21 protein-coding genes are annotated in these 25496 nt (G+C 64.3%); 14 read left to right on the top strand and 7 right to left on the bottom strand.

Annotation, left to right across the window (positions count from 1 at the left end):
• Positions 1-169 precede the first annotated feature (169 nt).
• Complete coding sequence (locus tag B7X65_RS01445) at positions 170-772, bottom strand: restriction endonuclease (protein ID WP_293592210.1); 603 nt, start codon at positions 770-772, stop codon at positions 170-172.
• Between the two features lie 268 nt (positions 773-1040).
• Here B7X65_RS01445 and B7X65_RS01440 point away from each other — a divergent pair, with 268 nt between their 5' ends.
• The 3 genes from B7X65_RS01440 (at position 1041) to serA (ending at position 5713) form a co-directional block, all read left to right on the top strand.
• The gene (locus B7X65_RS01440; protein ID WP_293592209.1) at positions 1041-3284 is read left to right on the top strand and encodes an ATP-binding protein; all 2244 of its coding nucleotides are present in this window, start codon (positions 1041-1043) and stop codon (positions 3282-3284) included.
• Positions 3285-3422: 138 nt separating this feature from the next.
• On the top strand, positions 3423-4367 hold the full coding sequence (locus tag B7X65_RS01435) for a DMT family transporter (protein WP_293592208.1): 945 nt from the start codon (positions 3423-3425) through the stop codon (positions 4365-4367).
• Between the two features lie 116 nt (positions 4368-4483).
• On the top strand, positions 4484-5713 hold the full coding sequence (gene serA / locus B7X65_RS01430; RefSeq protein WP_293592207.1) for a phosphoglycerate dehydrogenase: 1230 nt from the start codon (positions 4484-4486) through the stop codon (positions 5711-5713).
• 88 nt (positions 5714-5801) lie between these two features.
• Here the strand turns inward: serA and B7X65_RS01425 are convergent, their stop codons facing one another.
• A complete protein-coding gene (locus tag B7X65_RS01425) occupies positions 5802-6398 on the bottom strand; it encodes a thioredoxin fold domain-containing protein (RefSeq protein WP_293592206.1) in 597 nt (198 codons plus the stop codon).
• A 348-nt stretch (positions 6399-6746) separates the two neighbouring features.
• Complete coding sequence (locus B7X65_RS01420) at positions 6747-7718, bottom strand: tripartite tricarboxylate transporter substrate binding protein (RefSeq protein ID WP_293592205.1); 972 nt, start codon at positions 7716-7718, stop codon at positions 6747-6749.
• 206 nt (positions 7719-7924) lie between these two features.
• Here B7X65_RS01420 and B7X65_RS01415 point away from each other — a divergent pair, with 206 nt between their 5' ends.
• The 3 genes from B7X65_RS01415 to B7X65_RS01405 all read left to right on the top strand — a co-directional run bounded on the left by B7X65_RS01415 (position 7925) and on the right by B7X65_RS01405 (position 10404).
• The gene (locus tag B7X65_RS01415) at positions 7925-8443 is read left to right on the top strand and encodes a hypothetical protein (RefSeq protein ID WP_293592204.1); all 519 of its coding nucleotides are present in this window, start codon (positions 7925-7927) and stop codon (positions 8441-8443) included.
• Complete coding sequence (locus B7X65_RS01410; protein ID WP_293592203.1) at positions 8443-9720, top strand: Hsp70 family protein; 1278 nt, start codon at positions 8443-8445, stop codon at positions 9718-9720. Before B7X65_RS01415 ends, B7X65_RS01410 begins: the two co-directional genes overlap by 1 nt.
• A gap of 225 nt (positions 9721-9945) precedes the next feature.
• A complete protein-coding gene (locus tag B7X65_RS01405) occupies positions 9946-10404 on the top strand; it encodes an Lrp/AsnC family transcriptional regulator (RefSeq protein ID WP_096665338.1) in 459 nt (152 codons plus the stop codon).
• 4 nt (positions 10405-10408) lie between these two features.
• Here the strand turns inward: B7X65_RS01405 and B7X65_RS01400 are convergent, their stop codons facing one another.
• Both B7X65_RS01400 and B7X65_RS01395 read right to left on the bottom strand, forming a co-directional pair.
• Complete coding sequence (locus B7X65_RS01400) at positions 10409-11296, bottom strand: DMT family transporter (RefSeq protein ID WP_293592202.1); 888 nt, start codon at positions 11294-11296, stop codon at positions 10409-10411.
• A 243-nt stretch (positions 11297-11539) separates the two neighbouring features.
• Positions 11540-12262, bottom strand: coding sequence for a hypothetical protein (locus tag B7X65_RS01395; protein WP_293592201.1), 723 nt, complete (start codon positions 12260-12262; stop codon positions 11540-11542).
• Between the two features lie 287 nt (positions 12263-12549).
• Between B7X65_RS01395 and B7X65_RS01390 the strand changes: the two genes are divergently transcribed.
• The 6 genes from B7X65_RS01390 (at position 12550) to B7X65_RS01365 (ending at position 17961) form a co-directional block, all read left to right on the top strand.
• The gene (locus tag B7X65_RS01390; protein WP_293592200.1) at positions 12550-13017 is read left to right on the top strand and encodes a DUF2721 domain-containing protein; all 468 of its coding nucleotides are present in this window, start codon (positions 12550-12552) and stop codon (positions 13015-13017) included.
• Between the two features lie 87 nt (positions 13018-13104).
• Positions 13105-13728 carry an isochorismatase family protein gene (locus B7X65_RS01385; RefSeq protein WP_293592199.1) on the top strand — a complete coding sequence of 208 codons (624 nt, stop codon included), beginning with the start codon at positions 13105-13107 and terminating at the stop codon, positions 13726-13728.
• A gap of 102 nt (positions 13729-13830) precedes the next feature.
• Entirely contained in the window at positions 13831-14118 is a 288-nt protein-coding gene (locus B7X65_RS01380; RefSeq protein WP_293592198.1) for a ferritin-like domain-containing protein, read from the top strand.
• A 185-nt stretch (positions 14119-14303) separates the two neighbouring features.
• On the top strand, positions 14304-14798 hold the full coding sequence (locus B7X65_RS01375) for a heme-binding protein (protein ID WP_293592197.1): 495 nt from the start codon (positions 14304-14306) through the stop codon (positions 14796-14798).
• A gap of 242 nt (positions 14799-15040) precedes the next feature.
• Complete coding sequence (locus B7X65_RS01370; protein WP_293592196.1) at positions 15041-16018, top strand: MDR family oxidoreductase; 978 nt, start codon at positions 15041-15043, stop codon at positions 16016-16018.
• Positions 16015-17961 carry a propionate--CoA ligase gene (locus B7X65_RS01365; protein WP_293592444.1) on the top strand — a complete coding sequence of 649 codons (1947 nt, stop codon included), beginning with the start codon at positions 16015-16017 and terminating at the stop codon, positions 17959-17961. The genes B7X65_RS01370 and B7X65_RS01365 overlap by 4 nt, the downstream gene beginning before the upstream one ends.
• 169 nt (positions 17962-18130) lie before the next feature.
• On the opposite strand, the gene B7X65_RS01360 is transcribed toward B7X65_RS01365, so the two are convergent.
• Together B7X65_RS01360 and B7X65_RS01355 are read right to left on the bottom strand one after the other, a co-directional pair.
• Positions 18131-19507 carry a FecR family protein gene (locus B7X65_RS01360; RefSeq protein WP_293592195.1) on the bottom strand — a complete coding sequence of 459 codons (1377 nt, stop codon included), beginning with the start codon at positions 19505-19507 and terminating at the stop codon, positions 18131-18133.
• 69 nt (positions 19508-19576) lie between these two features.
• Positions 19577-20905 (bottom strand): porin family protein, encoded by a 1329-nt coding sequence (locus tag B7X65_RS01355; RefSeq protein WP_293592194.1) that lies wholly within the window; start codon positions 20903-20905, stop codon positions 19577-19579.
• Positions 20906-21273: 368 nt separating this feature from the next.
• Here B7X65_RS01355 and B7X65_RS01350 point away from each other — a divergent pair, with 368 nt between their 5' ends.
• Together B7X65_RS01350 and odhB are read left to right on the top strand one after the other, a co-directional pair.
• Positions 21274-24153: a 2-oxoglutarate dehydrogenase E1 component gene (locus tag B7X65_RS01350; protein ID WP_293592193.1), complete on the top strand. Its 2880-nt coding sequence runs from the start codon at positions 21274-21276 to the stop codon at positions 24151-24153.
• A gap of 64 nt (positions 24154-24217) precedes the next feature.
• Complete coding sequence (gene odhB, locus B7X65_RS01345) at positions 24218-25489, top strand: 2-oxoglutarate dehydrogenase complex dihydrolipoyllysine-residue succinyltransferase (protein ID WP_293592192.1); 1272 nt, start codon at positions 24218-24220, stop codon at positions 25487-25489.
• Positions 25490-25496 lie beyond the last annotated feature (7 nt).

Below are 25496 nucleotides of genomic sequence, written 5' to 3'. Positions count from 1 at the left end.
ACAGGAGCAAATCCGGGCTCAGGCTCTAGTACTGCAACCCGAAAATATCGACACATGAAAGCGCGCCTTCGCACCCATGGCGGCGTTGCAATCCTTGCGAAGGCGCACAGCCTTCGCTGCGGTTTGCGCCTTGCCCTGGGCACGAAGTCATCACTTTCATCTTGTTTCGCTACTTCCGTGCTGCAGTACTAGCGGTTTTCGCCAGCACCGGCTTGAGCAGCTGGGCCAGTTCGGTGCCCTGCAAAACGCGGATCTGGTGCTCGGCCGCAAACTGGCGCGCCTTCTCCGTCACCTGTCCGGTGGCGATGCACAGGGCGCTGTCGGCCTGATGGGCGCCCAGCGCGGCCTGCAGACCCTGGAAAGGCTCGATGCCCAGGTGGGCGGCTTTCCAGCGCTTGCAGCCGACCAGCGTGGTGTGGCCGGCCTTGACCAGGACGAAATCCGCCACCGCGCCGTCGAGGCGCCGCACCGCGTATCCCTCGCGGACAAAGGCCTGCTCGACGGCGGCCGAGAAATCGCGCCAGGTCATGGCCTCCAGCTGCGCCAGCGTGCCCTCGACATGGGCGGTGCTGGGTGCGCTGAACTGCTTCCAGGCGGCGATCACGCCGATCACGGCAAAGGGCAGGCCGCCGAGGGCGCCAAAGACAAAATACTGCGCGGGCAGCAGGGCCTTGGAGGCCAGCCCGAAGGCGACGGCGATGGCAAAGCTGATCCACCATGGCGAGCGCAGCAGGATGGCAAAAAGCGACTTTTCAGCCATTTTGAATTTCAAGGTCTTCCTTTCGGGTGAGGGGGTGTATATCGGGGGCGTCAGGCTGGCGACGCTGCGACGGTGTGCAAAGCCGGCTTTACCCTCAAAATCCGCGTTTTGCCTACATCGGCACCGGGCAGATTTCCTTATAGTAAAGCACCATGCATATTCCGACCCCGCCGATTGGCAGTCATTCACGGCGCTTGCGCCTCAAACCGGACCCACGTGTGTTCGCCGGCGTGCTGTCACCAATCCGGCCCGGGGTAGAGATGCCTGAAGAAGGACGATGATGCAGGCCTCCGACGACGAAGACCGCCTGCTGCGCTCGGTTGCCCTGCAGAACGCGCAGAGCATTCTGCGGGCGCGCCAGCAGGCCGAAGGTGTGCTGGTGGCCGCCAGGGACGGGCTGGAGCAGAAAACGACGGAGCTGGCGCTGTCGCTGTCCATGGTTCGGGCCACCCTGGAGGCCAGCCGCGACGGCATCCTGGTCACCGATGACAACGCCCACGTCACGGGCTTCAACCAGCTGTACGTCCGGATGTGGGGGCTGTCCGATGAACTCATGGCGTTTCGCGACCACGAACGGCTGCTGGCCGTGGCGAGCCGGCAGGTCGACGATGCGCAGCACTATCTGGACCGGGTCCATGAGATCTACCGCCACTCGCCGGCGGAAAGTTTTGACCTGCTCCAGCTGCGCGATGGCCGGGTCTACGAACGTTCTTCCAAGATCCAGATCGTGGAAGGCCAGCATGTCGGGCGGGTCTGGGTTTTCCGCGACATCACGGAACAGCGGCGCAGCGAGGATGCCCTGCGCAAGAAGGCCCGGGTGCTGGAACTGCTCAACAAGACCGGCACCATCCTGACGGCCAAGCTCGACGTGCGCATGCTGGCACAGGCGGTCATTGACGCGGCCACGGAGATCAGCGGCGCCAAAGTAGGTGTCTTTTTCTACAACACCGCGGCCCGGAGCGGCGACAGCCCTTTTCTGCGAACGGTGGCCGGCATCGCCGAGCAGGACTTCGACAGCTGCGGCCTGCCGCAGGCCGGTGCACTGTTCGACCTCACGCTCAGCGGCGCGCCGCTGGTCCATCTCGACGATCTGACGAAGGACGCGCGCTATGAGGCCGCGGCCCAGCCGGGGACGGTGCCGATCCGCAGTTACCTGGCCGTGCCTGTGGCGTCGGGTTCTGCGGAGGTGATAGGGGGCCTGTTTTTCGGCCATCCGGATGCCGGTGTTTTCGACGAACGTGCCGAAAGGCTGGTGACTGGCATTGCGGCGCAGGCCGGCGTGTCCATCGACAACGCCCGGCTGTATGAAGTGGCCAGGCAGGCCGCGCAGGAACGCGAGAAGCTGCTCGACAACGAGCGCGCCGCGCGCAGCGAGGCCGAACAGATGAGCCGCATGAAGGACGAGTTCCTCGCCATGCTGGCCCATGAGTTGCGCAACCCCTTGGCACCGCTGCGCGCCAGCGCGGAAATCCTGCGGCTGGGAGCGGACGACGTGGCTGTCCTGGAGCGCACCCGGGCCATCATGGAGCGCCAGATCGCGCACCTGACACGCCTGGTCGACGACCTGCTCGATGTCAGCCGCATCAGCCGCGGCAAGCTGGGGCTGCACCTCGAGCCGATCCGGCTCGCGGACGCCATCAGCAGTGCGGCGGAGACCAGCCGGCCGGTCCTCCTCGAGCGGCAGCACGTGTTCACCGTCACCATGCCGGACCAGCCGATTGTGCTGACGGCCGACCTGGTGCGCCTGTCGCAGGCCTTCACCAACCTGCTCAACAACGCCGCCAAATACACGCCCGAAGGCGGCGCCGTGGAGTTGCACGTAAGCGCCGACGCGCAGGGCGTGACGGTCAGCATCGAGGACAACGGCATCGGGGTGCCTGAGCACCTGAGCACGCGCATTTTTGACATGTTCGTTCAGGGCGAGCCCAGCCCGGCCACGCCGCAGGCCCAGGGCGGGCTGGGCATCGGCCTGACGCTGGTGCGCAAGATTGTCGAGATGCACGGCGGCAGCATTCGGGCCGAAAGCCGCAGTGAAGGCCCCGGCAGCCGCTTCATCGTCTGGCTGCCCATGGCCGACACCGCAGCCACGCCGGCCGCGGCAGAGTCAGGCACGGCCCAAGCTGCGGCGCTGGCGCCGGTCCGGCACCCCGCAGGCGTTTTCGAGCCGCGCCGCATTCTGGTCACCGACGACAATGTCGATGCTGCAGTGACGCTGGCGAGCCTGCTGGGCATGTTGGGGCACGAGGTGCGCACCGCCCATGACGGCGCCGAGGCCATCGAGGCGGCCGCGACCTTCAGGCCAGACATCATTTTTCTGGACATCGGCATGCCGCGCATGGACGGCTACGAAGCCTGCCGCAGGATTCGCGCGCTCCGCCAGGCGCCTGCCCCGGTCATCGTCGCCCTGACCGGCTGGGGCCAGGCCGAAGACAAACGCAAGGCGCAGGAGGCGGGCTTTGACCACCATTTCACCAAGCCGGTAGATCCGGCCCGGCTGGAGGCGCTGGTCGGCAGCAACTTCTGAAGCCCCCGTCCGGCGCCGGGGCGGCGGCCCTGCAGCTTTGGCCGGAAGCTGGTGTGCTTCCAAATTGATAGCTGCTTGCGCCCGCATCCATTGGGCTACAGGCCTGTTTGACCCCAAACTTTCACGGAACACGGCGCGATGACCCCCGAACAGAAAAAACTCCGCCGTGCGTCCATCGCCCTGGCCGCTGCGCTGGTGCTGGTGGTGATCTGGGGCATCAACTTTTCGCTGCAGAAGTTTGTCTTCAACGTGGTCGGCCCCGGCGGCTTCCTGTTTGCCCGCTACCTCATCATGCCGCTGTGTGCACTGGCCTTGCTGGCCTGGCGGTTCGGCACGCGTTTCCCGCGCATCACGCGCCGCGAATTCTGGCAGCTCGCGCGCCTGGGTTTTGCCGGGCATTTCCTGCACGTGGGCATGGTGACTTACGGCATCCACTGGTCCACGGCGTTTTCGAGTTCGCTGATCCTGGCCTGCGGCCCCATCTTCACGCTGCTGATCCTGCGTTTCATGGGGGTGGAGAAACTGCACAAGGCGCAGATCGTCGGCGTGGCCGTGGCGTTTGCCGGCGTGCTGATTTTCCTGTCCGACAAACTGCTGGGCGGCAACTGGCGTGCCACCGGCGGCGATCTGTTCCTGCTTGTCGCGGCGAGTTTTTTCTCCTGGTACACGGTGGCCGCCAAACCGCTGATCGAGCGCCATGGCGGCGTCGTGACCATGGCCTATGCAACCCTGCTCGGCAGCGTGCCGGTGTTGTTGCTGTCGCTGCCGGCCGGCCTGTCGGCGCCGTGGGGCGACGCCTCGCTGGCGGTGTGGGCCAGCCTGGTCTGGTCGGTCACGGTGTCGGCCTTTCTGGGCTGGCTGGTCTGGGGCTGGGTCAACGCGGTGCGCGGCGTGGCCCGCACCGCGCCGCTGATGTATTTGATGCCGCCGGTCGCCGGCCTGGTGGCCTGGCTGTTTGCCGGCGAGCAGTACACGAGCATCAAGCTGGCCGGTGCCGCGCTGACACTGGTGGGTGTGGCGCTGGCACAGTTCACCAGCCGGCGGCAGGCGCTGGCGCGCGAGGCGCCCGCACCGGTGGACTGACAAACCGCGACCGCGCGGTTGCGACAACCTTTTTGCGGTGCGGGCAAAAGCGCCCCGGGCGACTCGCACGCAGGCCTTGGTTCATACTTCGGTGCTCCACAACCCGCCTGAGCGCCATGAGCAAAACCTCGACCGACAAGAAAAAGATCAAGTTTCTCCTGCTGGAGGGCATCCATCCCTCGGCCGTGGCGGTGCTGCAGGCGGCGGGTTACACGCAGATCGAAAGCCTCACGGGGGCCCTGGAAGGCGACGAGCTCAAGCGCAAGATCGCCGACGCGCATTTTGTCGGCATCCGTTCGCGCACCCAGCTGACTGCCGACGTGTTTGCCCATGCAATCAAACTGGCGGCGGTCGGCTGCTTTTGCATAGGCACCAACCAGGTTGACCTGAATGCGGCGCGCGAGCGCGGCATTGCGGTGTTCAACGCGCCGTTTTCCAACACCCGTTCGGTGGCCGAGCTGGTGCTGGCCGAGGCCATCCTGCTGCTGCGCGGTGTGCCCGAGAAAAGCGCCGTCGCCCACCGCGGCGGCTGGCTCAAGTCGGCCGAGAACGCTTTCGAGATCCGCGGCAAGACGCTGGGCATCATCGGTTACGGATCCATCGGCACGCAGCTGTCGGTGCTGGCCGAGGCGCTGGGCATGCAGGTGGTGTTTTTCGACGTGGTCACCAAGCTGCCGCTGGGCAATGCGCGCCAGGCCGGCAAGCTCACGGATCTGCTGGCGCAGTCCGACGTGGTCAGCCTGCATGTGCCCGAGACCCAGGCCACGCAGTGGATGATCGGTGCGGCCGAGATTGCCGCGATGAAGCACGGCAGCGTGCTGATCAATGCCTCGCGCGGCACCGTGGTCGAGATCGAGCCGCTGGCCCAAGCCCTGCGCCAGAAAAAACTGCTCGGTGCGGCGATCGACGTGTTTCCCGTCGAGCCGAAGAGCAACAAGGACGTGTTCGAGTCGCCGCTGCGCGGCCTGGACAACGTGATCCTGACGCCGCACGTCGGCGGCTCCACCATGGAGGCCCAGGAAAACATCGGCGTCGAAGTGGCGGAAAAACTGGTCAAGTACAGCGACAACGGCACCTCGACCTCTTCGGTCAACTTCCCCGAGGTGGCGCTGCCGGCGCATCCCGGCAAACACCGGCTGCTGCACATCCACCGCAACGTGCCGGGTGTGCTGGCCGAGATCAACCGCGTGTTTTCGGACAACAACATCAACATCGCGTCGCAGTACCTGCAGACCAACGAAGCCATCGGTTATGTGGTGATCGACATCGACGCCGCTTCTTCGGACATGGCGCTGGTCAAACTGGCCGGGGTGCCGGGCACCATCCGTAGCCGCGTTCTGTTTTAGGCGCAGCGGTCGAGAAGCTATCAATAAGAGAGCTGCTTGCGCCCGTCGTTATTGGGCTGGAGCCACTTTTTGTTATAAAAAAGCTTGCCTACTGCGCGGCCGGCACCTGCAGCCCGAGCAGGGCGGCCAGGGCCGCGGTCGGCATGGAGCCTTCCTGCGTCACCAGCGCGCCGCTTTGGGCGTGGGTGCCGATGATAGTCGGGATCGAGCCAAAACCGAGGCGGGTCAGCAGTGCGGTGTTTTTCGCCACGATCTCTTTCTGCGCCGCGATGTCGCTGCCGGCACTGATGCCGCCGCCTTTGGCTTGCATGGACGCTTCGTGTTCATCCATGGCGGCAGCCGGATCTTTCGCGGCCAGCAAGGTTGCGCCCTGGGCCGTGCTGGACGCATTGAGGATGCCCACGGGAATCCAGACAAATTTCGCCTGCGACTTCAGCGGTTTGGCGGCCACCCACAACGCGTTGCAATGCGGGCACTGGGGATCAAAAAAAACATAAACCGTGCGGGTGCTCATGGTGGAGCCGACGCTGAAGCCCTTGGCCTCGGCGGCCACGACGGCGGTGGACACAGCGGTGGTGCCGGCTTTGGCCTTTGCGTCGGGCGCGGGCGTGTCTTGGCAGGCGGTCAACAGCAGCGTGGCAGTCACAAGCATGGCCGGGAGGATCTGGAAAGGTTGGAAGGTCATGTCGGCACCGGAAAAAGGGAGATGGTCAGCATAACGCAGGCCGGCCCTGGGCAGGGGCTCGCCGTTGCAAGCCTTCTGTGGACAAGGGGTTCATGCTCGATGCAGGGCAAATTGAAACAAAGTGAACATAAAGCCATAAATCTTGAGGTGAGGTGGCTTTCTCCAAGGGCGGTATTTTTACCCGCAGGCATGCCCTGCGCCGGGTGCTCCCGCCAATGCGGTACCCAGGTTGCCCACCCATCCTGTGCACGAATCTGTGGATAAGCACGCAAAAAAGCCACGAAAGGCTTGCCAGTCGTGGCTTGCGACAGTTTGCCTGCCAATTAAGCGCCGGCGGGCCGGCCGGGGTCAGCCCTTGAAGCTCATGCCCAGCCGCTCTATCGTCGCTTTTTCAGCGACAAAGGTTTCGCGGGCGAACTTGGTGTATTGCGCGGTGTTCATGTAGATCACCGACTGGTCGTATTTGTCGAAGGTGGCCAGCACGGCCGGGTCGTTCAACGTTTTCCGGAAGGCTTCGTGCAGCGTCGCCACGATGGCCGGGTCCATGCCCTTGGGGCCGCACACACCGAAGGGCGAGTCCGACACGGTGTCGTAGCCGAGTTCGGTCAGCGTGGGCACGTTGGGCCAGCGCTTGGTACGTTTGCTGCCGTAGGTGGCGAGCAGGCGAAGCTTGCCCGACTCCACGTGCGGGCCCCAGCCGGTGGCGTCGCTCGCACCCATCACGTGGCCGCCGAGGATGGCCTGCATGTTGTCGGCGTTGCCCTTGAACGGCACATGGGTGAGCTTGATGCCTGCGCGCTGCGCAAACTCCTCGACCGCCAGGTGCGGACTGGTGCCGGTGCCGGTCGAGCCGTAGGTGAATTTTTCGGGGTTGGCCTTGGCGTAGGCCACCAGGTCCTTGATGCTTTTGATCGGTGAGTCGGCGGGCACGACCAGGCCAAAGGTGTAGCCGGTCAGGCAGGCGATCCAGGTGAAATCCTTGAGCGGGTCGTAAGCGACTTTCTGCATGTGCGGAATGCGGAAAACGCCGTGCGGTATCTGCGTCAGCGTGTAGCCGTCGGGTTTGGCGCCCAGCATCTCGATGGCGCCCAGCATGCCACCGGCGCCCGGCTTGTTTTCGACAATGATGGTCTGGCCCAGGGTCTTGCCGGCGCTTTCGGCCAGCGAACGGATGACGGCGTCGGTGGAGCCGCCTGCCGGCCAGGGGCAGATGTATTTGATGGGGCGCGAGGGATAGGCCTGCGCACGGGCCAGGGTGGGCAGGGCCACACCGGCCACGGCCGCTGTGGTGCTGGCAATAAACGCGCGGCGGTTGGTCATTGATAAGTCTCCGGAGGTTGCAGAACATCTGAAGTTTCAAGCGTAGCGGCCCGCTGTCGGCGTGTCATCAAGGTTTACGCGGGGAGCGTATTCTGCAAGGCAGAACAGCCGACCGGCGCGGGGTCGGGCTGCGGGATGCAGGCGGTAAAATGGACGCCTGCAGACAGCGCACCGCAGCGCTTTTTTTTTGACTGAAACGACCCCCTGTGACCGATACCGCCAGCTTCCCGTCCGACCCTTCTTCCTCCGACCATCTTCCCGATCCCGACACCCCTGTCCAGCAGCCGCGCCTGTGGTGCGGCGACGGCTGGACCGCCCGCGTGCTCAAGAACGAAGACGACGACGGCTGGGCGGTGGCCATGATCAAGGATGGCGAACCCGAGCCCGCGCTGGTGGGCCCCTGGACCATGGGGCGCGACAAGAAAAACCCCAAGCCGCTCGACGGCCCGGCCTTCAGCACCCTGGTCAAGACCGCGTCGGAGTTTGTGCGCCGCCATGAGCAGCAGCTGCATGCCACCCTGCACCAGAGCCTGGAAGTGGACTCGCGCGATGCGCGTATCACCGTGTCACTGGACATCGTGCCCGATGAAGACAACCCGTCTGCCATGCTGAGCGCGCATGACGAGGCAGGCGAACAACTCGCACAGGTGCGTGTGTCGCCGGCCTTCAAACTGAGCCGCGCCAGCGCCACGGCCTGGGCCGACGGCGGCTTCCTCAAGCCCTGATGGCGGGCGCTTTTCCTGCATTGATCGATGCCTGCGGTATCGACTTCGGAACCTCCAACTCCACCGCGGGCTGCGGCGGTGCTGGCCCGGGGCAGGTGATCCTGCTGCCGCTGGAGGACGGCAAGGCCACCCTGCCATCGGTCGTGTTTTTTCACGCCGAAGACGGGCACATCAGTTACGGCCGCGCCGCGCTGGCCGATTACCTGGCGGGTGATGAAGGGCGACTGATGCGTTCGCTCAAAAGCCTGCTCGGCACCTCGCTGATCGACGAGCAGACCGAGGTGGCCGGTCGCGCACTGCCGTTTCGTGCGCTGCTGGCGCAGTTCATCGGCGAACTCAAGCGCCGCGCAGAACACGCGGCGGGCCGTGACTTCACCCGCGCCGTTCTCGGGCGGCCGGTTTTTTTTGTCGACGGCGACGCCGCGGCCGACCGGCAGGCCGAAAACACGCTGGCCGAGATCGCGCGCGCCGTGGGTCTGCGCGACATTGCCTTCCAGTACGAACCGATTGCCGCGGCCTTTGACTACGAGTCGCAGGTCACGCGCGAAGAGCTGGTGCTGGTGGTGGACATCGGCGGCGGCACCTCGGACTTTGCGCTGGTGCGCCTGGCGCCCGAACGCGCGGGCCGGGCCGATCGGCGTGACGACATCCTGGCCAGCAGCGGCGTGCACATAGGCGGTACCGACTTCGACAAGGTCCTGAGCCTGACCAGCGTGATGCCCATGCTGGGCCTGGGCAGCCGGCTCCGGAATGGCCTGCTGATGCCGTCGTCCATCTACTTCAACCTGGCGACCTGGCACACCATCAACTTCGCCTACACCCGGCAGGCGGGGTCGCAGATCGGCGAGCTGCACCGCGAGGCGCAGGAGAAGGGCAAACTCGCGCGCCTGCAAAACCTGGTGAGCGAACGCGCCGGGCACTGGCTGGCGATGCAGGTGGAGGAAGCCAAGATCGCGCTGTCGGACGCGCCCCGAACGTCCATGGACCTGGGCCGCATCGCCCCCGGTGAAACACTGGTGTTGCAGCGCGCGGATTTCGACACCGCCATCGGCGAGCTGGTCGGCACGGTGGAGCGCAGCGTGAGCGGTCTGCTGCGTGATGCCGGCGTGCCGGCCGGTGCGGTGGACACGGTGTTTTTTACCGGTGGTTCGAGCAGCGTGCCGCTGCTGCGCTCGCGTATCGCGGCCCTGCTGCCGCAGGCACGCCGCGTCGAGGGCGATCTGTTCGGCAGCATTGGCGCCGGGCTGGCGCTGGATGCGCTGCGCAAGTTTGCCTGAGTGCCAGTCCGGTAAGACGGCCTGCGGCAGCGGCAGACATGCCCAGGCGCAACAACGGGCGGTAACCCCTTGCTGCGCCTGCCTTGCAACACACACCGGTAAATGTGCTTGCCAGAAAGAAGTATCGGCCAGGCGCCGCAGAAAGTGCTTCTGTATTTCTTCTGATTCACCGATGATTAAGTAATAATTCCTTTATAGATCGAAAAACGAAGGAAATATTGCTGTATGGATAAAACAGACCGGAAAATATTGCAGGTGCTGCAGGCCAATGCCCGTGCCAGCCTGCAGGAGATCGGCCAGGCGGTGGGCCTGAGCCACACGCCGTGCTGGACCCGCATCAGGAAGATGGAGGAGTCCGGCGTCATCGAGGGTTACACCGTGCGCATCAACGCCGCGGCGCTGGACCTCAGCGACACGGTGCTGGTGCAGGTCACGCTGGACAGCCACTCGGACAACACGCTGGAAAAATTCGGCGAAACGCTGGCGAAAATCCCCGAGGTGATCGAGGCCTACCTGGTTTCGGGCGACTACGACTACCTGCTGCGCATCGCCGTCAGCGGCACGCGCGACTACGAGCGCCTGCTGCGCGAGCGTCTCTACAAGATCAAGGGCATACGCCACAGCAAGTCCAGCTTCGTGCTGCGCACGCTGAAAAAAGCCGACCTGCCGCTGTTTCAGGCCTGAGGTGTCAGCGGTCCTCGCGCAGCGCGCGTGAACGGACCCAGGCCATGCGTGCTTCGGTCAGCGCCACGCCCAGGCCGGCCAGGCAGATCAGCGTGATGCCCAGCGCGGTGGTCCGGCCCGGCACCTGACCAAACACCAGCCAGCCCAGCGTGGCAGCGGCCACGATTTGCAGGTAGCTGAAGGGCGCCAGCAGGGTGGCCGGGCTGTGGCGGAAGGCGGCGATCTGCAGCCAGTGCCCGAGAAAGCCTGTGAGGCCGGTGGACACCAGCAGCAGCCACTGCCACGGCGACAGGTCGGGCGTGGTCCAGAACCAGGGCAGGGCCAGTGTCAGGGTGATGGTGCCGAACAGGCCGCCGTAATAGTTGGTTGTCAGCGGATCGTCGTGGGCCACGCGACGGGTGGCGATCTGGAAAAACGCAAAGGCCAGGGCCGTGGCTAGGCCCAGCGCCACACCGATCGGGTCCAACTGCGAACCGGGCCGCACCACGATCAGCATGCCGGCGAAACCGGCCAGCACGCCCAGCCAGCGGTGCAGCCGGTGCGCCTCGTGCAGCAGCCACGGTGCCATCATCATCAGGAACAGGGGCGCCATGAAGTTGATGGCGGTGGCCTCGGCCAGTGGCAGGCGGCCCAGCACCGAGAAAAACAACACGGTGGTAGTGATCATCAGGAGGCCGCGCACCAGCTGGCGCGGCAACGACTTGGTCCGGAAGATGGCCCGGCCGCGCGAGGGCAGCACCACGGCCGTCATCAGCACGGTATGCACGGCGTAACGCATCCAGGCCACCATCAGCACCGACACGCCGGCCATGACCAGCCATTTTCCGGAAGCGTCGAGGGCCGAGAGCAGCCACAGGCCGGCGATGTGAAGAAGAATGCCGCTTTTGTTCATGAAGGCAGGGAGCAGGGTGGGGACGGGAAGGCTGGAGCAGGACTTGGTGACGATGAAGGCTGGCCGTGCGTACCAGGTTCTGTCCCTCCAAGCATAACCATTGCGAGCGTCAAGACGCGCGTCCATGTGGCCGGACGGGCATGCCGGCCAGCCTTTCTTTCAGGGGTTAATGGTGAAAATGGCCGCCAGCCCTTATTTGATGGGCGCCGGCCGCTACCAAAAGCAGAGCATGCGACGCCTGCTTCAGCCGGTCACCAGCGCCTGTTCAATCCTGTTGAACAGCATGTCGGCGTGTGCCGCGCTGTAGCGGATGCTGACCTGCTCGGCGTCCGCCAGCGCCTGCACATCGTCCCAGCCCAAGGCGCGGTAGCCGCGGCCCTCGTCCGGCGCCGCCATGCCCTCGGTGCGGGTGACCATGATGCAGACCCGGGTCTGGTCACCGGCGGGTTCGCTGCTGAGCACCACGCTGGCGGGGGCCTGCGCCGCGTCGGTCAGCGCAATCAGGCAGGCGGTGAACACGGTGCGCAGCGCAAACACAGAGGTGGTCACCTCGGGCGCATTGACCTGGTTGGTCACCGTGAAGCCGCGAAAAGCCAGGTCGGTCGCCAGCATGCCCAGCGCTTCCTCGATGCCGGCCTCCAGCGCGATGCTGCCGTTTTCCTTGGGGACGACCCAGGTGATCAGGTTCATGCTGGCAGTGGATGCCGAGCGCGACAGCGTGCTGATCGACTTGCTGTTGTCGCGCAGCACCGCCAGGTCGGGTGTCTCTGCCTGCAGCCGCCGGTCGAGAATGGCGGCAATCATGCCGATGGGTTGCAGTGTGCCGGCCATGTGGTGGCGGATGGCCGGCGCGATGCGGCGCAGCAGGGCGTAGCGGGCAGCCTCTTCCCGCAGGAGGGCCGGAGCTGGAGCTGGGGTGGAAGCGCTCTCGGTAACGCTCTCGGTAAGGGTGTCGGGGAGTTTCATGCGTCTTCAATCAGGGTCGAAAGGGGTACGTGATGATGCTAGCACCGGCGGCGGCTGGTCCTGAACGTGGCTTCGGGGACATGTTGTCCTGCCGTGGGGCAACATGCAGATTTCCTTGGCTTGGCGAGGCATTTTGCAGCGGTATGGCTGTCAGTGTGATGGACGCTGCCGGGGCGTGCTGTCGGACAGTGACGACTGTTGCGTAGGAAGGCTGCTATCGCGCGGGCTGCCGGCGGCGTTTTGCATGACAGAATACGGGCGTCCCCCTGATGCTGACGGAGCCCTGGATGAATTTTGCCCCCGACCTTGCGACGGTCACCCACGGCATACAGCTCGCTGTGGCCCCCGTGTTCCTGCTCACGGCCGTTTCCGGCATGATCGCCGCCGTGGCCGGCCGCCTCGCCCGCATCATCGACCGTGCGCGTTTTCTGGAAAACCGGCTGGAAGCGGGTGGGGTCGAGGAGACCCGGGCCACCAGGATGTACGCCGAACTCGGCGAGCTGCGGCACCGCGGCTGGCTGGTCAACGGCTGCCTGGCCCTGCTGACGTTTTGCGCCATCCTGATCGGCCTGACCATTGTGCTGCTCTTTCTCGGCGAGACCAGCGACCTGCCCACGCTCAAGATCGCCACCGTGTGTTTTCTCTCGGGCGTGGCCTGCTTCCTGTTCGCACTGCTGTGTTTCCTGGCCGAGACCCTGCTGGCGACGCGCCTGCTCAAGTTTGCGGAACTGCCGCAACAACCGCCGACGCCCTGACATTGCCTGGCTTGCGGCGAAGAGACCCTGCTGCTCTTGCCGCATTTGTCGGAAAGCCCTCTTTGAACAAAACCTTCAGGAATAACCATGTTGCTTGATGCCGATGACTCCCAACTCGTGCTGGTGGACTACCAGGTTCGTCTGATGCCCGCCATTTTTGAAGGTGAGCTTGTCCTTGCCAATGCGCTGCGCCTGGCCGGCATGGCCAGGCTGATGGCCGTGCCGGTGTGGGGCACGGCGCAGACGCCCGACAAGCTGGGGCCCAACGTGCCCGGGGTCGCTGCCGCCATCGCGGCGGCCGGCGGCCGGACGCTGGACAAGATGCATTTCAGTGCCGTGGACGACGGCCTGGCCGAGTGGTTGCGGCCGCCCGCGCGCAAGGCCCCCGCTGGAGGCAACGCCCGCAGCCTGCCCAAACATCTGCAGAAAGCCGCGCCAGCGGAAGAAGAAGGGCGGGGCGTCATCGTGATGGCCGGCTGCGAGGCGCATGTGTGCCTGCTGCAGACCGCACTGGGCCTGCTCGAAGAAGAGTTCGAGGTCTGGGTCGTCACCGACGCCTGCAGCTCGCGCACTGAACGCAACCGCGACGCCGCCTTCGACCGCCTGGCCGGCGCCGGTGCCGAACTGGTGACGACCGAGATGGTGGCCTTCGAGTGGCTGCGCACCGCGGAGCATCCGGCGTTCAGGGACATGCTGGCGCTGGTGAAGTAGGGCGCGCCGGACTCGCCCGGCGAAGCTGCCGGGCCCGACCCCTGATCACCGTCCGCCGGCCGGGGTCTGCTATAAGAAGTCTTGGCAACAGGAGAAAACGCCATGTCCAGTGTTGGTTACCACGAACCCGTCAACGAACTGTCCGACGAAACGCGGGACATGCATCGCGCCATCGTCTCGCTCATGGAAGAGCTGGAAGCGGTGGACTGGTACAACCAGCGCGCCGATGCCTGCAAGGACCCCGACCTCAAGGCCATCCTGCAGCACAACCGTGACGAGGAAAAGGAACACGCGGCCATGGTGCTTGAGTGGATCCGCAGGAAGGATCCGAAGTTTTCCAGTGAGATGAAGGACTATCTCTTCACGGACAAGCCCATCGCGCACAAGTGACACGCTGACTCCCGGTGGCGGAGCTGGTGAAGCGGCTTTGGCCAAATCGGCTCCGACCGCTAAGATGGCGGTGGACTTGTCCTTCCTGCGTGGGGGATGAAAAGCTGGAACTCTCCCGCGCGGCTCGCCAGGCCTATGGAAGTCCCGTCTATTCGTCAACCCAGCCATCTGCAGGAGATACATCCATGCGTACTTCAACCTTTCTGGCCCCTGTACTCTTCGGGTTGGCCGGCCTCGCCTTTGCACAACAGGCAACGTTTCAGACCAAGTCGCTCACGCCGGAAACGGCGCTGACAGCAGCCAGGGCGGCGATGGAGGCTTGCCGCACGCAGGGCTACCAGGTCGGCGTTGCCGTGGTTGACCGTGCCGGCCTGACCCAGGTCTTTCTGCGTGACCGTTTCGCGGGTCCGCACACCGTGGACGTTGCCACCAACAAGGCGTGGACGGCCGTCAGTTTTCGCACGTCCACCCTGGCGCTCGCGGCGCAGACCGAGGCCGGCAAGCCCATGAGCGGCATTCGCGGCGTGTCACGCATGCTTGCGGTGGGCGGTGGTCTTCTGATCGAGGGCGGCGGCTCCATTTATGGCGCCATCGGTGTTTCCGGCGCCCCTGGCGGCGAAGTTGATGAGGTATGCGCTCAGGCCGGCATCAAGGCGATCGCCGGCACGCTGGAGTTCTAACGTCGTCGAGGAGCCCTGCCCGCCCCCGGGGTGTGGGCTCCGCGGCTGGGTCTTCCCACTTTTTCCGACGGCGAGTGTCCCAGTTGCTGTTCCCGCCACGGCCGTGGGCTCGCTTTTTATCGGAGCTGGCCGCTTCCAGCATACCAACGGCGTCATCGGGCTGTCCTGAAAGACCCTGTCAGCCCCGTGCAAGTCTGTTATAAATAATTATGAATTCAGTTTGGAAATAACCGGAGACAGCCGTGTTCAAAGCCCTGCAACTCAACAAGTCCGACGCCGGCTTTTCTGCCGCGCTTGTTTCCCTTGATGAGGCCGAACTGCCCACCGGCGATGTGCTGGTGGAGGTCGAGTATTCGACCCTGAACTACAAGGATGGGCTGGCCATCACCAACACGGGCCCGGTGGTGCGCAACTGGCCCATGGTGGCGGGTATTGACGGTGCGGGCACGGTGCTCGAATCCAGCCACCCGGACTGGAAAGCCGGCGACCCCTTCATCCACAACGGCTGGGGCCTGGGCGAGACGCGCTGGGGCTTGTTGGCCGAGCGGGCGCGCCTGCAGGGCGACTGGCTGGTCAGGTTGCCGGCCGCCTTCACCACGCGGCAGGCGATGGCCATTGGCACGGCGGGTTACACGGCCATGCTGTGTGTGCTGGCGCTGGAAAAGCATGGCCTGAAGCCCGGCGACGGCGAGGTGCTGGTCACGGGTGCCACCGGCGGCGTGGGCAGCGTGACGGTGGCGCTGCTGGGCAAGCTCGGTTACCACGTGGTGGCGGCCACGGGCAAGGCCAGTGAGGAAAGTTATCTGAAACAGCTGGGCGCGGGCACCGTGATGGACCGGGCCGAGCTGGCCGCACCGGGCAAGCCGTTGCAAAAGGAACGCTGGGCCGCGGTGGTGGACGCAGTAGGCTCGCACACGCTGGCCAATGCCTGCGCGCAAACGCGTTACGGCGGCGTGGTGGCGGCCTGCGGGCTGGCCCAGGGCGCGGATTTTCCGGCCACGGTGCTGCCTTTCATCCTGCGTGGCGTGACGCTGGCCGGCATCGACAGCGTGATGGCCCCCTTGGCGCGCCGCCAGCAGGCTTGGGACAGGCTGGCGACGGACCTGGACCCGGCGAAACTCGAAGCCATTGTGGAAGAAGTGCCGCTGAGCCGGGCTGCGGAAAAAGCCGCCGACTTGATGGCGGGCAAGGTCCGCGGCCGCATCGTGGTCAAAATCTGAATCGTGAAACCAAAAACTGGAGACAGCGCATGACAAGTTACGCCGATTTTTACCGCCAGTCGATAGACCAGCCCGACGCCTTCTGGGCCGAGCAGGCCAGACTGATTGAGTGGAAGCAGCCTTTCACGCGTGTCTGCAACTACGACAAGCCGCCGTTTGCACACTGGTTTGAAGGCGGCACCACCAACCTGTGCCACAACGCGGTGGACCGGCACCTGAAAGACCGGGCCGGCCAGGCGGCGCTGATCTACGTGTCGACCGAAACCGGCATTGAAAAAACCTACAGCTTTGCCGAATTGCATGTCGAAGTGCAGCGCATGGCGGCCAGCCTGAAAGCACTGGGCGTGCAAAAGGGCGACCGCGTGCTGATCTACATGCCCATGATTGCCGAGGCCGCGTTTGCGATGCTGGCTTGCGCGCGCATAGGTGCCATTCACTGCGTGGTGTTCGGCGGGTTTGCCAGCGGCTCGCTGGCTTCCCGCATCGAGGATGCGACGCCCAGGGTCATTGTCGGCGCCGACGCGGGATCGCGCGGCGGCAAAATCGTGCCCTACAAACCGCTGCTTGATGAAGCAATTCGCCTCTCAAGCCACAAGCCCGAGGCGGTGCTGCTGGTGGACCGGGGGCTCTCGCCCATGCAGCTCGTGGCCGGGCGTGACCAGTTGTGGTCGGATCTGCGCGTCAGGCACCTGGATGACCAGGTGCCCTGCGAGTGGATGAAATCCACCGACATCAGCTACACGATCTACACCAGCGGCACCACGGGCAAGCCCAAAGGCGTGCAGCGCGACACCGGTGGCTACGCGGTGGCGCTGGCCGCCAGCATGAAACACATCTTCGACGGCCGGCCGGGTGAAACCTATTTCTCGACCAGCGACATCGGCTGGGTCGTCGGCCACAGCTACATCATCTACGGCCCGCTGATTGCCGGCATGGCGACGCTGATGTACGAGGGCCTGCCGACGCAAGGCCTGGACAAGCAGCCCGACGGCGGCATCTGGTGGCGCCTGGTTGAAAAATACAAGGTCACGGCCATGTTCAGTGCGCCGACCGCGGTGCGCGTTCTGAAGAAGCAGGACCCGGCGCTGCTCAAGAAATACGACCTGTCCAGCCTGCGCGCCTTGTTTCTGGCGGGTGAGCCGCTGGACGAGCCGACCGCACGCTGGATCAGCGAGGGCCTGCAGGTGCCCATCATCGACAACTACTGGCAGACCGAAAGCGGCTGGCCGATTCTGACGATTGCCAATGCGGTCGAGAAAAAATCCAGCAAATTCGGCAGCCCCGGCATTCCGATGTACGGCTACAACGTCAAGCTGCTGCATGAGTCGACCGGCGAAGAGCTGACACAGCCGAACGAAAAGGGCGTGGTGGTTCTGGAGGGCCCGACGCCGCCGGGCTTCATGCAGACGATCTGGAAAGACGATGCGCGCTTCGTCAACACCTACTGGAAAAGTGTGCCCGGCAAGATGGTCTACAGCACCTTCGACTGGGGCATTCGGGACGAGGACGGCTACTACTTTATCCTCGGCCGCACCGACGACGTGATCAACGTGGCGGGGCACCGCCTGGGCACGCGCGAGATCGAGGAAAGCATCTCCGGGCACACCGGCGTGGCGGAAGTCGCGGTGGTGGGTGTGGCTGACAGCCTCAAGGGGCAGGTGGCCATGGCGTTTGTGGTGCCCAAGGACAGCGGCGTGCTGACGGACAGCAGTGCCGCGCTCAAGCTCGAAGGCGAGATCATGAAGCGCGTGGACCAGGACCTGGGCGCGCTGGCGCGGCCTTCACGGGTGCGTTTTGTGTCGGTGCTGCCGAAAACCCGCAGCGGCAAGCTGCTGCGGCGTGCGATCCAGGCCGTGTGTGAGGGACGAGATGCGGGCGACCTGACGACCATGGACGACCCGGCGGCACTGCAGCAGATCCGGGACCTGATGGGCGCGGCTTGAACGCCCGGGCTGGCTTTTTGATGAAAAAGTAGTGCTTGCCCTTCTGGCGCGTGCGCCATAAGCTATAAAAAATATAGCATTCCAACTGTTTCAGCGGCCTCGCGCGGGTGGAGCAGGTGGAGTCACGCAGTCGCAGTCGCAGTCGCGGTCGCCAGCGACCGGAGTCAGGCTACTTCTTGAAAACCACCGCGCCGGTGATCAAGCCGGCCCCGGGGTTCTTGGCGTAGGTCAGGCCCGCATACGCGGCATTGGTGCCGACGAACATGCCCTTGATATAGGTGCCATTGAAGGACGGCGTGCTGCCGGATGCCGAGTCCGTGAAGTTGCCGAACGAGGTGTTGATGGCCACCGAGATGGTATAGCCCGTCTGGAAATTGACCGAGAAGGTCGCGCTGTTGAGCGTGCCGGCAATACCGTTTTGCGTGGGGGCCGTGTTGCCCGCCAGCGTGTAGTTGGCAACGCCGCTGTAGGACAGTGCGGAAAGTTCTGTCTGTGACGTGGGCCGTCCTGCGACGTAGTGCACGTTGTCCAGCGAGAGGACGCTCGGATCTTCTTTCTGACCGGTGGTCCACATTCCCCAGCCGATGAAGTTGGCGTCACTCACATTGCCGACAGACTTGAAACTGGTCACCGGCTGCGCTGTGCCGGCTTCCGACCACTTCGGCGTGTTGGCCCCGGTGTCCTGCAGCTTGAGCAGTTTGTTGTCGCTGAAAACGGTCGTGGCTCCGGTGCTGGTCGTCAGGGTGTATGCCGAGCCGCTGTTGACGCCGACTGCCGCGACCTGGATGTCCGTGAAGGTGCGCTCGACAGGAGACGTCGTTGTGGTGGTAGTTGTTTTGGTGGTGGTTGTGGTGGTTGCTGCTTCCACTTTTTCGGTCACAACTTTTATCTTGCCCGCCTGGTCCACCTTGTCGCCCACAACGACAGGATCCTTCGTGGTAACGGGCGTCTCGACCTTGGGCTGTTCGCTGGTACGCACCGGTGGCGTCACATTGTCGAGAACCTTCAACGACTCTCCTGCCACCAGGCCTATGCAGCCGCTCTGGTTGCAGACTTCAATTTTGTCCAGCTCGCTGGTGATGCCGAGCGAGCCATCCGGGTTGTAGCCGACCTTGAAGCCCGAGCCGCGGATGCCGATGGTGGCGGTGGTGGTGGTGAGCCGGTAGTTGTCCCGGTTGCGTTTGCCGATCAGGCCGGTGATGGCGCGCATGCTGCCGCGCAGCAGGTCAACGAGGAAGCGGTCTTCCTTGGGGTTGTTCTGGTCCACATAGTTGGCAATCTTGAACTCGGTGTTGGGCTGCAGTGAAACCAGGCCACCATCGGTGAACCGGACCTGGGCCCGGCCGTTGCCACCAGTGACGATGGCGTGACCGCTGTCGATGCTGCCGCCCTTGGCCAGGGCGATGGTCTTGCCATCCGCCTGCCGGACGTTGACTTCACCGGCAGTGAATTGGGCGATCCCGGCCAGCGCATGTACCTGCAGCGGCCAGGCGCTCACCAGTGCCGTCAGCAGGGCGGCATTTTTCAGCGGGAAGTGTGGTTTCATGATGTGGGCCCTGGCGGATCGTTGGATGGCGGAGCGGGGGGGGGAAACGGCAACGGCGGGTGCGTCTGCCTAGAAATCCTTGCGCACGGTCACGGACAGCACGCGCTTGCTGAAATCTGAAATGGAGATGTTGGAGTTTGTCCTCAGCAGCGACAGCTGCGGTGTCACGCGCCAGCTCACGACAGGAACCCAGGTCAGGCCCAGATTCAGGTTGGTCTGCCGGTCACGGCGGTTCACCAGGAAATACGGGTCGGCGCCGCCGTGGTGGCGCGTTTCATACCCGGCGTTGGCGAACAGGTCCACGTCCGCGTTGATGGACTGCTGCAGACCGGCGCGCAGGCCTGCGAGCCGGTGTCCGAGATGCGGCACGCCGGATGCCCGCTCGTTTTCGGTGCCGGCGTACAAGCCGCCAAAAACCACCAGCCCGCCCCGAAACGCCCTCGCGTAGGACGTGCCCAGCACATGGCGGTTGGCATCCCGCAGATTCTGGCCGGGGTAACGCAGGGTGGACAGCTGCAGGTAGGTGGTCCACTGGCTGGCGGCGTCCGGCCGGTGGGTCCATTCGCCCACCAAGCCGCGCTGGTCGCGCACGGTGGTGTTGTCGGCGGTATAGGTCCCGATCTGGACTGCCGCGGTGAACTCGTCCTTGCCGACCCGGTAGCTGGCCCCGCCGCTCACGTCAAACTGGCGGGTGTCGAAATCGTTGTAGTCGTTGTTGAAGCGGTAGTTGCCGGAAGCGCTGGCAATCAGCGACAGGCGCGGGTCGATCACGAAACGTCCGGAGACGCCGGCGCCCAGGCTGTAAAAATCGTCCTTCAATTTGACACTGGTCGGGCCCAGGGTCAGTATCAGTCCCCCGAGCGATGGCACGGCGACGTTGGCATTGCCAGGACCGCTGTTGATATTGCTGTCGATGCCTGCGACGGTTTCGACATAGGCCCTGACAGAAGACCTGGCGGCCTCTTCATTGCGGTCGATGGCCTGCAGGAATTCGTCGATCTTGCGGGCCACCTCGGCAGGGATGGCGTCCCGTTTTGTTTCTTGCAGCACTTGCCGCGCGGCCTGGTTGTCGCCCAGCGCAAACAGGGCGCGGCCCAGTTCGGCGCGGGCGCGCGAGTTGCCCGGCTGGACCGTCAGCACCCGTTCAAGCGCAAACACGGCACGCGTGAACTGGCCGGTGTCATTGGCGGCAATGCCCAGGACGGTGTCAAAGTCAGGGTCGCCCGCGCGTTTTTCCTCCACAGCGGCGAGCTGGTCAAACGCCTGTTGCGCCTTGCCCTTTTCCACCAGCGCCAGCGATTCACGAACCAGTACGTCGGCTTCGGCATGCGCCGCGCCGGCAAGCGTTGCGGAAAACCAGGCAACAGACAGCAGAAAAATGAAGCGTTTGAATGACATAGGCAACGGACCCAGGAAAAACCATTGGACGCCGAAGGTTTTATATCACGCGGTAACACAAAAGCAGCATTTATTACAGTGACTTTCTCCACGCCTGCCGATGTTTCGGTCTGCCGGCGTGGTTTGGGACGCCTGGCGTTGGGTCCAGCCGTCAACTGACAGATGCATGACAAAACCGGGCGCCCGGTGGGGGGCCCTGGTTTCGTCATTTCGGCATTCGGTGGCACAATCAAGTGTGTTTCTGAAGGCCCTTCCTTGCCACAGTCGCATCCGCTAATCGGTCAAGCCGTGTTGCGGAAGGTTAATCAACCAGCCACATCCTGCTGTGGCCAGCTAATGTTTCCCCAAGGGAAACGGAGGTCAGCGTAATGAGTTCAAGCCCGGCGGCGTCGTCCGTCTATTCGGCCTATCAAGGCAACACCTATCTCTTCGGCGGCAATGCGCCCTATGTCGAAGAGATGTACGAAAACTACCTTGCCAACCCCGGCAGCGTGCCCGACAACTGGCGCGAGTATTTCGACGCCCTGCAAAATGTGCCCGCCGTTGACGGCAGCAACGCCAGGGACGTGCCGCACCTGCCGGTTGTCAACGCTTTCGCCGAACGTGCCAAGCAGGGCGTGACCCGTGTGGTGGGTGCTTCCACCGCCGACTCCGAGTGGGGACGCAAACGCACCGCCGTCCAGCAGCTGATTGCCGCCTACCGCAACGTCGGTGCCCGCTGGGCCGACCTGGACCCCCTCAAACGCACCGAGCGCGACAACATTCCCGAGCTCGACCCGTCTTTCTACGGGTTCGCCGATGCCGACCAGGAAGCGGTGTTCAACACCAGCAACACCTTCTTCGGCAAGGAAACCATGAGCCTGCGCGAGCTGCTCAATGCGCTGCGCGAGACCTACTGCGGCACCATCGGTGCCGAGTACATGTACATGACGGACCAGAACCAGAAGCGCTGGTGGCAGCAAAAACTCGAAGCCATCCGCAGCAAGCCCAACTTCACGCCGGAAAAAAAGCGCCACATCCTGGACCGCCTCTCGGCGGCGGAAGGCCTGGAGCGCTTCCTCCACACCAAATATGTCGGGCAAAAACGCTTCTCGCTCGAAGGCGGCGAGAGCTTCATCGCCAGCATGGACGAGCTGATCCAGCGCGGCGGCAGCATCGGCGTGCAGGAAATCGTGATCGGCATGGCCCACCGCGGCCGCCTGAACGTGCTGGTCAACTCGCTGGGCAAGGTGCCGGCCGACCTGTTTGCCGAGTTCGAGCACACCGCCCCTGAAGACCTTCCGAGCGGCGACGTCAAATACCACCAGGGTTTCAGCTCCGACGTCACCACCCCCGGCGGGCCGGTGCATCTGAGCCTGGCGTTCAATCCCTCGCACCTCGAAATCGTCAACCCGGTGGTCGAAGGCTCGGTGCGCGCCCGCATGGACCGCCGCGCCGACCCCAAGGGCCTGCAGGTGTTGCCGGTGCTGGTGCACGGCGATGCTGCGTTCGCAGGGCAGGGCGTGGTCATGGAAACCCTGGCCCTGGCCGAGACCCGGGGTTACTCCACCGGCGGCACGGTGCACATCGTGATCAACAACCAGATCGGATTCACCACCAGCGACCCGCGCGACAGCCGCTCCACGCTGTATTGCACCGACGTCGTCAAGATGATCGAGGCGCCCGTGCTCCATGTCAACGGCGACGATCCGGAAGCCGTGGTGCTGGCGACCCAGCTCGCGCTCGAGTTCCGCATGGAGTTCCAGAAGGACGTCGTGGTGGACATCATCTGTTTCCGCAAGCTCGGCCACAACGAGCAGGACACGCCGGCGCTCACCCAGCCGCTGATGTACAAGAAAATTGCGCAACACCCCGGTACCCGCAAGCTGTACGCCGACAAGCTGGCGGCCCAGGGCATGGGCGAGGCGTTGGGTGACGACATGGTCAAGGCCGTGCGCGCCGCGCTGGACGCCGGTAAAAGCACCTTCGACCCGGTCATCACCAACTTCAAGAGCAAGTACGCGGTGGACTGGAGCCCCTACCTGGGCAAGAAGTGGACCGACGCCGGCGACACCGCCATTCCGATGGCCGAGTGGAAACGCCTGTCCGAAAAGATCAGCACCATACCGACGACGGTCACCGCCCACCAGCTCGTCAAGAAGGTGTACGACGACCGCGCAGCCATGGGCCGCGGTGACATTCCGGTGGACTGGGGCATGGGCGAACACATGGCGCTGGCCTCGCTGGTGGCCAGCGGCTACCCGGTGCGCCTGTCCGGTGAGGACTGCGGACGCGGCACCTTCACCCACCGCCATTCGGTGATCCACGACCAGAGCCGCGAGAAATGGGACACCGGCACCTATGTGCCGCTGCAGAACGTGGCCGAGAACCAGGCCCCGTTTGTGGTCATCGACTCCATCCTGTCGGAGGAGGCGGTGCTGGCGTTCGAATACGGCTATGCCTCCAACGATCCGAACACGCTGGTGATCTGGGAAGCCCAGTTCGGCGACTTCGCCAATGGCGCACAGGTCGTGATTGACCAGTTCATCGCCTCGGGCGAGGTCAAGTGGGGCCGTGTCAACGGCATCACGCTGATGCTGCCGCACGGCTATGAAGGCCAGGGGCCGGAGCACAGCTCGGCGCGCCTGGAGCGTTTCATGCAGCTGTCGGCCGACACCAACATGCAGGTGGTCCAGCCGACCACGGCCAGCCAGATCTTCCACGTGTTGCGCCGCCAGATGGTGCGCAACCTGCGCAAGCCGCTGGTCATCATGACGCCCAAGTCGCTGCTGCGCAACAAGGACGCCACCTCGCCGCTGTCCGAGTTCACCAAGGGCGGTTTTCAGACGGTGATCCCCGACAGCGGCGGGCTCAAGGCCGACAAGGTCAAGCGTGTGGTCGCCTGTTCGGGCAAGGTCTACTACGACCTGGCCAAGAAGCGCGAAGAAAAGGGTGTCGACGACGTCGCCCTCCTGCGTGTGGAGCAGCTCTACCCCTTCCCGCACAAGGCCTTCGCGGCCGAGCTGAAGAAGTACCCGAATGTCACCGACATCGTCTGGTGCCAGGACGAGCCGCAGAACCAGGGCGCCTGGTTCTTCGTGCAGCATTACATCCACGAAAACATGGCCGAAGGCCAGAAGCTTGGTTATTCGGGCCGTGCGGCCTCGGCATCCCCGGCCGTGGGTTATTCGCACCTGCACCAGGAACAGCAAAAAGCGCTGGTCGACGGCGCCTTCGGCAAGCTCAAGGGCTTTGTCCTGACCAAATAAACAAATGGAAAAGGGCTGCGCCGGCCGGCGCACCCCATCGAACCCACAACCCGAAAGAATTCAAATGGCTATCGTAGAAGTCAAGGTCCCGCAGTTGTCCGAATCCGTGGCGGAAGCCACCATGCTGCAGTGGAAGAAAAAAGTTGGCGATTCCATCGCCATCGACGAAATCCTGATCGAGATCGAAACCGACAAGGTGGTGCTGGAAGTGCCCGCGCCTGCCGCCGGTGTCCTGTCCGAGATCCTGGTCGCCGACGGCGGCACGGTCACGGCCGAACAACTGATTGCCCGGATCGACACCGAAGGCAAGGCCTCTGCTGCTGCACCTGCCGCAGCAGCGCCTGCGGCCGCCGTCGCAGCCACCCCGGCAGCCGCGCCCGCCGCAGCTGGGGGCAGCATGGCCGGTGTACCCATGCCCGCAGCGGCCAAGCTGATGGCCGACAACCAGCTGGCCTCCGGCTCGGTTCCCGGGACCGGCAAGGACGGCCGTGTCACCAAGGGCGACGTGCTGGGTGCGGTGGCCGGCGGCGCCCCGTCTGCTCCTAAATCAGTAGCTGCCAGCGCAATACCGACGGGCGCTCCAACCACTTCCTTGCCTCAAGTGGCGGTACCTGCCAAGGCCAGCGGCCTGGGTGACCGCCCCGAGCAGCGCGTGCCCATGAGCCGCCTGCGTGCCCGCATCGCCGAGCGTCTGCTGCAATCGCAATCGACCAATGCCATCCTGACAACCTTCAACGAGGTCAACATGGCGCCCGTCATGGAGATGCGCAAGAAGTTCCAGGACCAGTTCACCAAGGAACACGGCGTCAAGATCGGCTTCATGAGTTTCTTTGTGAAAGCCGCCGTGCATGCGCTGAAGAAATTCCCGGTGATCAATGCGTCGGTCGACGGCAATGACATCGTCTACCACGGCTACTTCGACATCGGCATCGCCGTTGGTTCGCCGCGCGGCCTGGTGGTGCCCATCCTGCGCAATGCCGACCAGATGAGTTTTGCCGACATCGAAAAGAAAATTGCCGAGTTCGGGAAAAAAGCGCAGGACGGCAAGCTGGGCATTGAAGAAATGACCGGCGGCACGTTCTCGATTTCCAACGGTGGCACCTTCGGATCCATGTTGTCGACGCCTATCATCAACCCGCCGCAGTCGGCTATCCTGGGCGTGCATGCCACCAAGGACCGCGCAGTTGTGGAGAACGGTCAGATCGTGATCCGTCCGATGAACTACCTCGCCATGAGCTACGACCACCGCATCATCGACGGCCGTGAAGCCGTGCTCGGTCTGGTGGCGATGAAGGAAGCGCTGGAAGATCCGGCACGTCTGTTGTTTGACATCTGAGGAGCCA

The sequence above is a fragment of the Polaromonas sp. 39-63-25 genome (assembly GCF_002278925.1).
Lineage (GTDB): Bacteria > Pseudomonadota > Gammaproteobacteria > Burkholderiales > Burkholderiaceae_C > Polaromonas.
Note: the sequence above shows the minus strand (reverse complement) of the source record. Positions and strands in the feature narration are given on the sequence as shown.

Bases quoted from the DNA above. Each gene is read 5' to 3' on its own strand.
- B7X65_RS01440 (WP_293592209.1), top strand. From the start codon at position 1,041: ATGCAGGCCTCCGACGACGAAGACCGCCTGCTGCGCTCGGTTGCCCTG.
- B7X65_RS01435 (WP_293592208.1), top strand. From the start codon at position 3,423: ATGACCCCCGAACAGAAAAAACTCCGCCGTGCGTCCATCGCCCTGGCC.
- B7X65_RS01350 (WP_293592193.1), top strand. From the start codon at position 21,274: ATGAGTTCAAGCCCGGCGGCGTCGTCCGTCTATTCGGCCTATCAAGGC.
- B7X65_RS01355 (WP_293592194.1), bottom strand. From the start codon at position 20,905: ATGTCATTCAAACGCTTCATTTTTCTGCTGTCTGTTGCCTGGTTTTCC.
- B7X65_RS01405 (WP_096665338.1), top strand. From the start codon at position 9,946: ATGGATAAAACAGACCGGAAAATATTGCAGGTGCTGCAGGCCAATGCC.
- B7X65_RS01380 (WP_293592198.1), top strand. From the start codon at position 13,831: ATGTCCAGTGTTGGTTACCACGAACCCGTCAACGAACTGTCCGACGAA.
- B7X65_RS01360 (WP_293592195.1), bottom strand. From the start codon at position 19,507: ATGAAACCACACTTCCCGCTGAAAAATGCCGCCCTGCTGACGGCACTG.
- odhB (WP_293592192.1), top strand. From the start codon at position 24,218: ATGGCTATCGTAGAAGTCAAGGTCCCGCAGTTGTCCGAATCCGTGGCG.
- B7X65_RS01395 (WP_293592201.1), bottom strand. From the start codon at position 12,262: ATGAAACTCCCCGACACCCTTACCGAGAGCGTTACCGAGAGCGCTTCC.
- B7X65_RS01400 (WP_293592202.1), bottom strand. From the start codon at position 11,296: ATGAACAAAAGCGGCATTCTTCTTCACATCGCCGGCCTGTGGCTGCTC.
- B7X65_RS01385 (WP_293592199.1), top strand. From the start codon at position 13,105: ATGTTGCTTGATGCCGATGACTCCCAACTCGTGCTGGTGGACTACCAG.
- B7X65_RS01375 (WP_293592197.1), top strand. From the start codon at position 14,304: ATGCGTACTTCAACCTTTCTGGCCCCTGTACTCTTCGGGTTGGCCGGC.
- B7X65_RS01390 (WP_293592200.1), top strand. From the start codon at position 12,550: ATGAATTTTGCCCCCGACCTTGCGACGGTCACCCACGGCATACAGCTC.
- B7X65_RS01420 (WP_293592205.1), bottom strand. From the start codon at position 7,718: ATGACCAACCGCCGCGCGTTTATTGCCAGCACCACAGCGGCCGTGGCC.
- B7X65_RS01425 (WP_293592206.1), bottom strand. From the start codon at position 6,398: ATGACCTTCCAACCTTTCCAGATCCTCCCGGCCATGCTTGTGACTGCC.
- serA (WP_293592207.1), top strand. From the start codon at position 4,484: ATGAGCAAAACCTCGACCGACAAGAAAAAGATCAAGTTTCTCCTGCTG.
- B7X65_RS01410 (WP_293592203.1), top strand. From the start codon at position 8,443: ATGGCGGGCGCTTTTCCTGCATTGATCGATGCCTGCGGTATCGACTTC.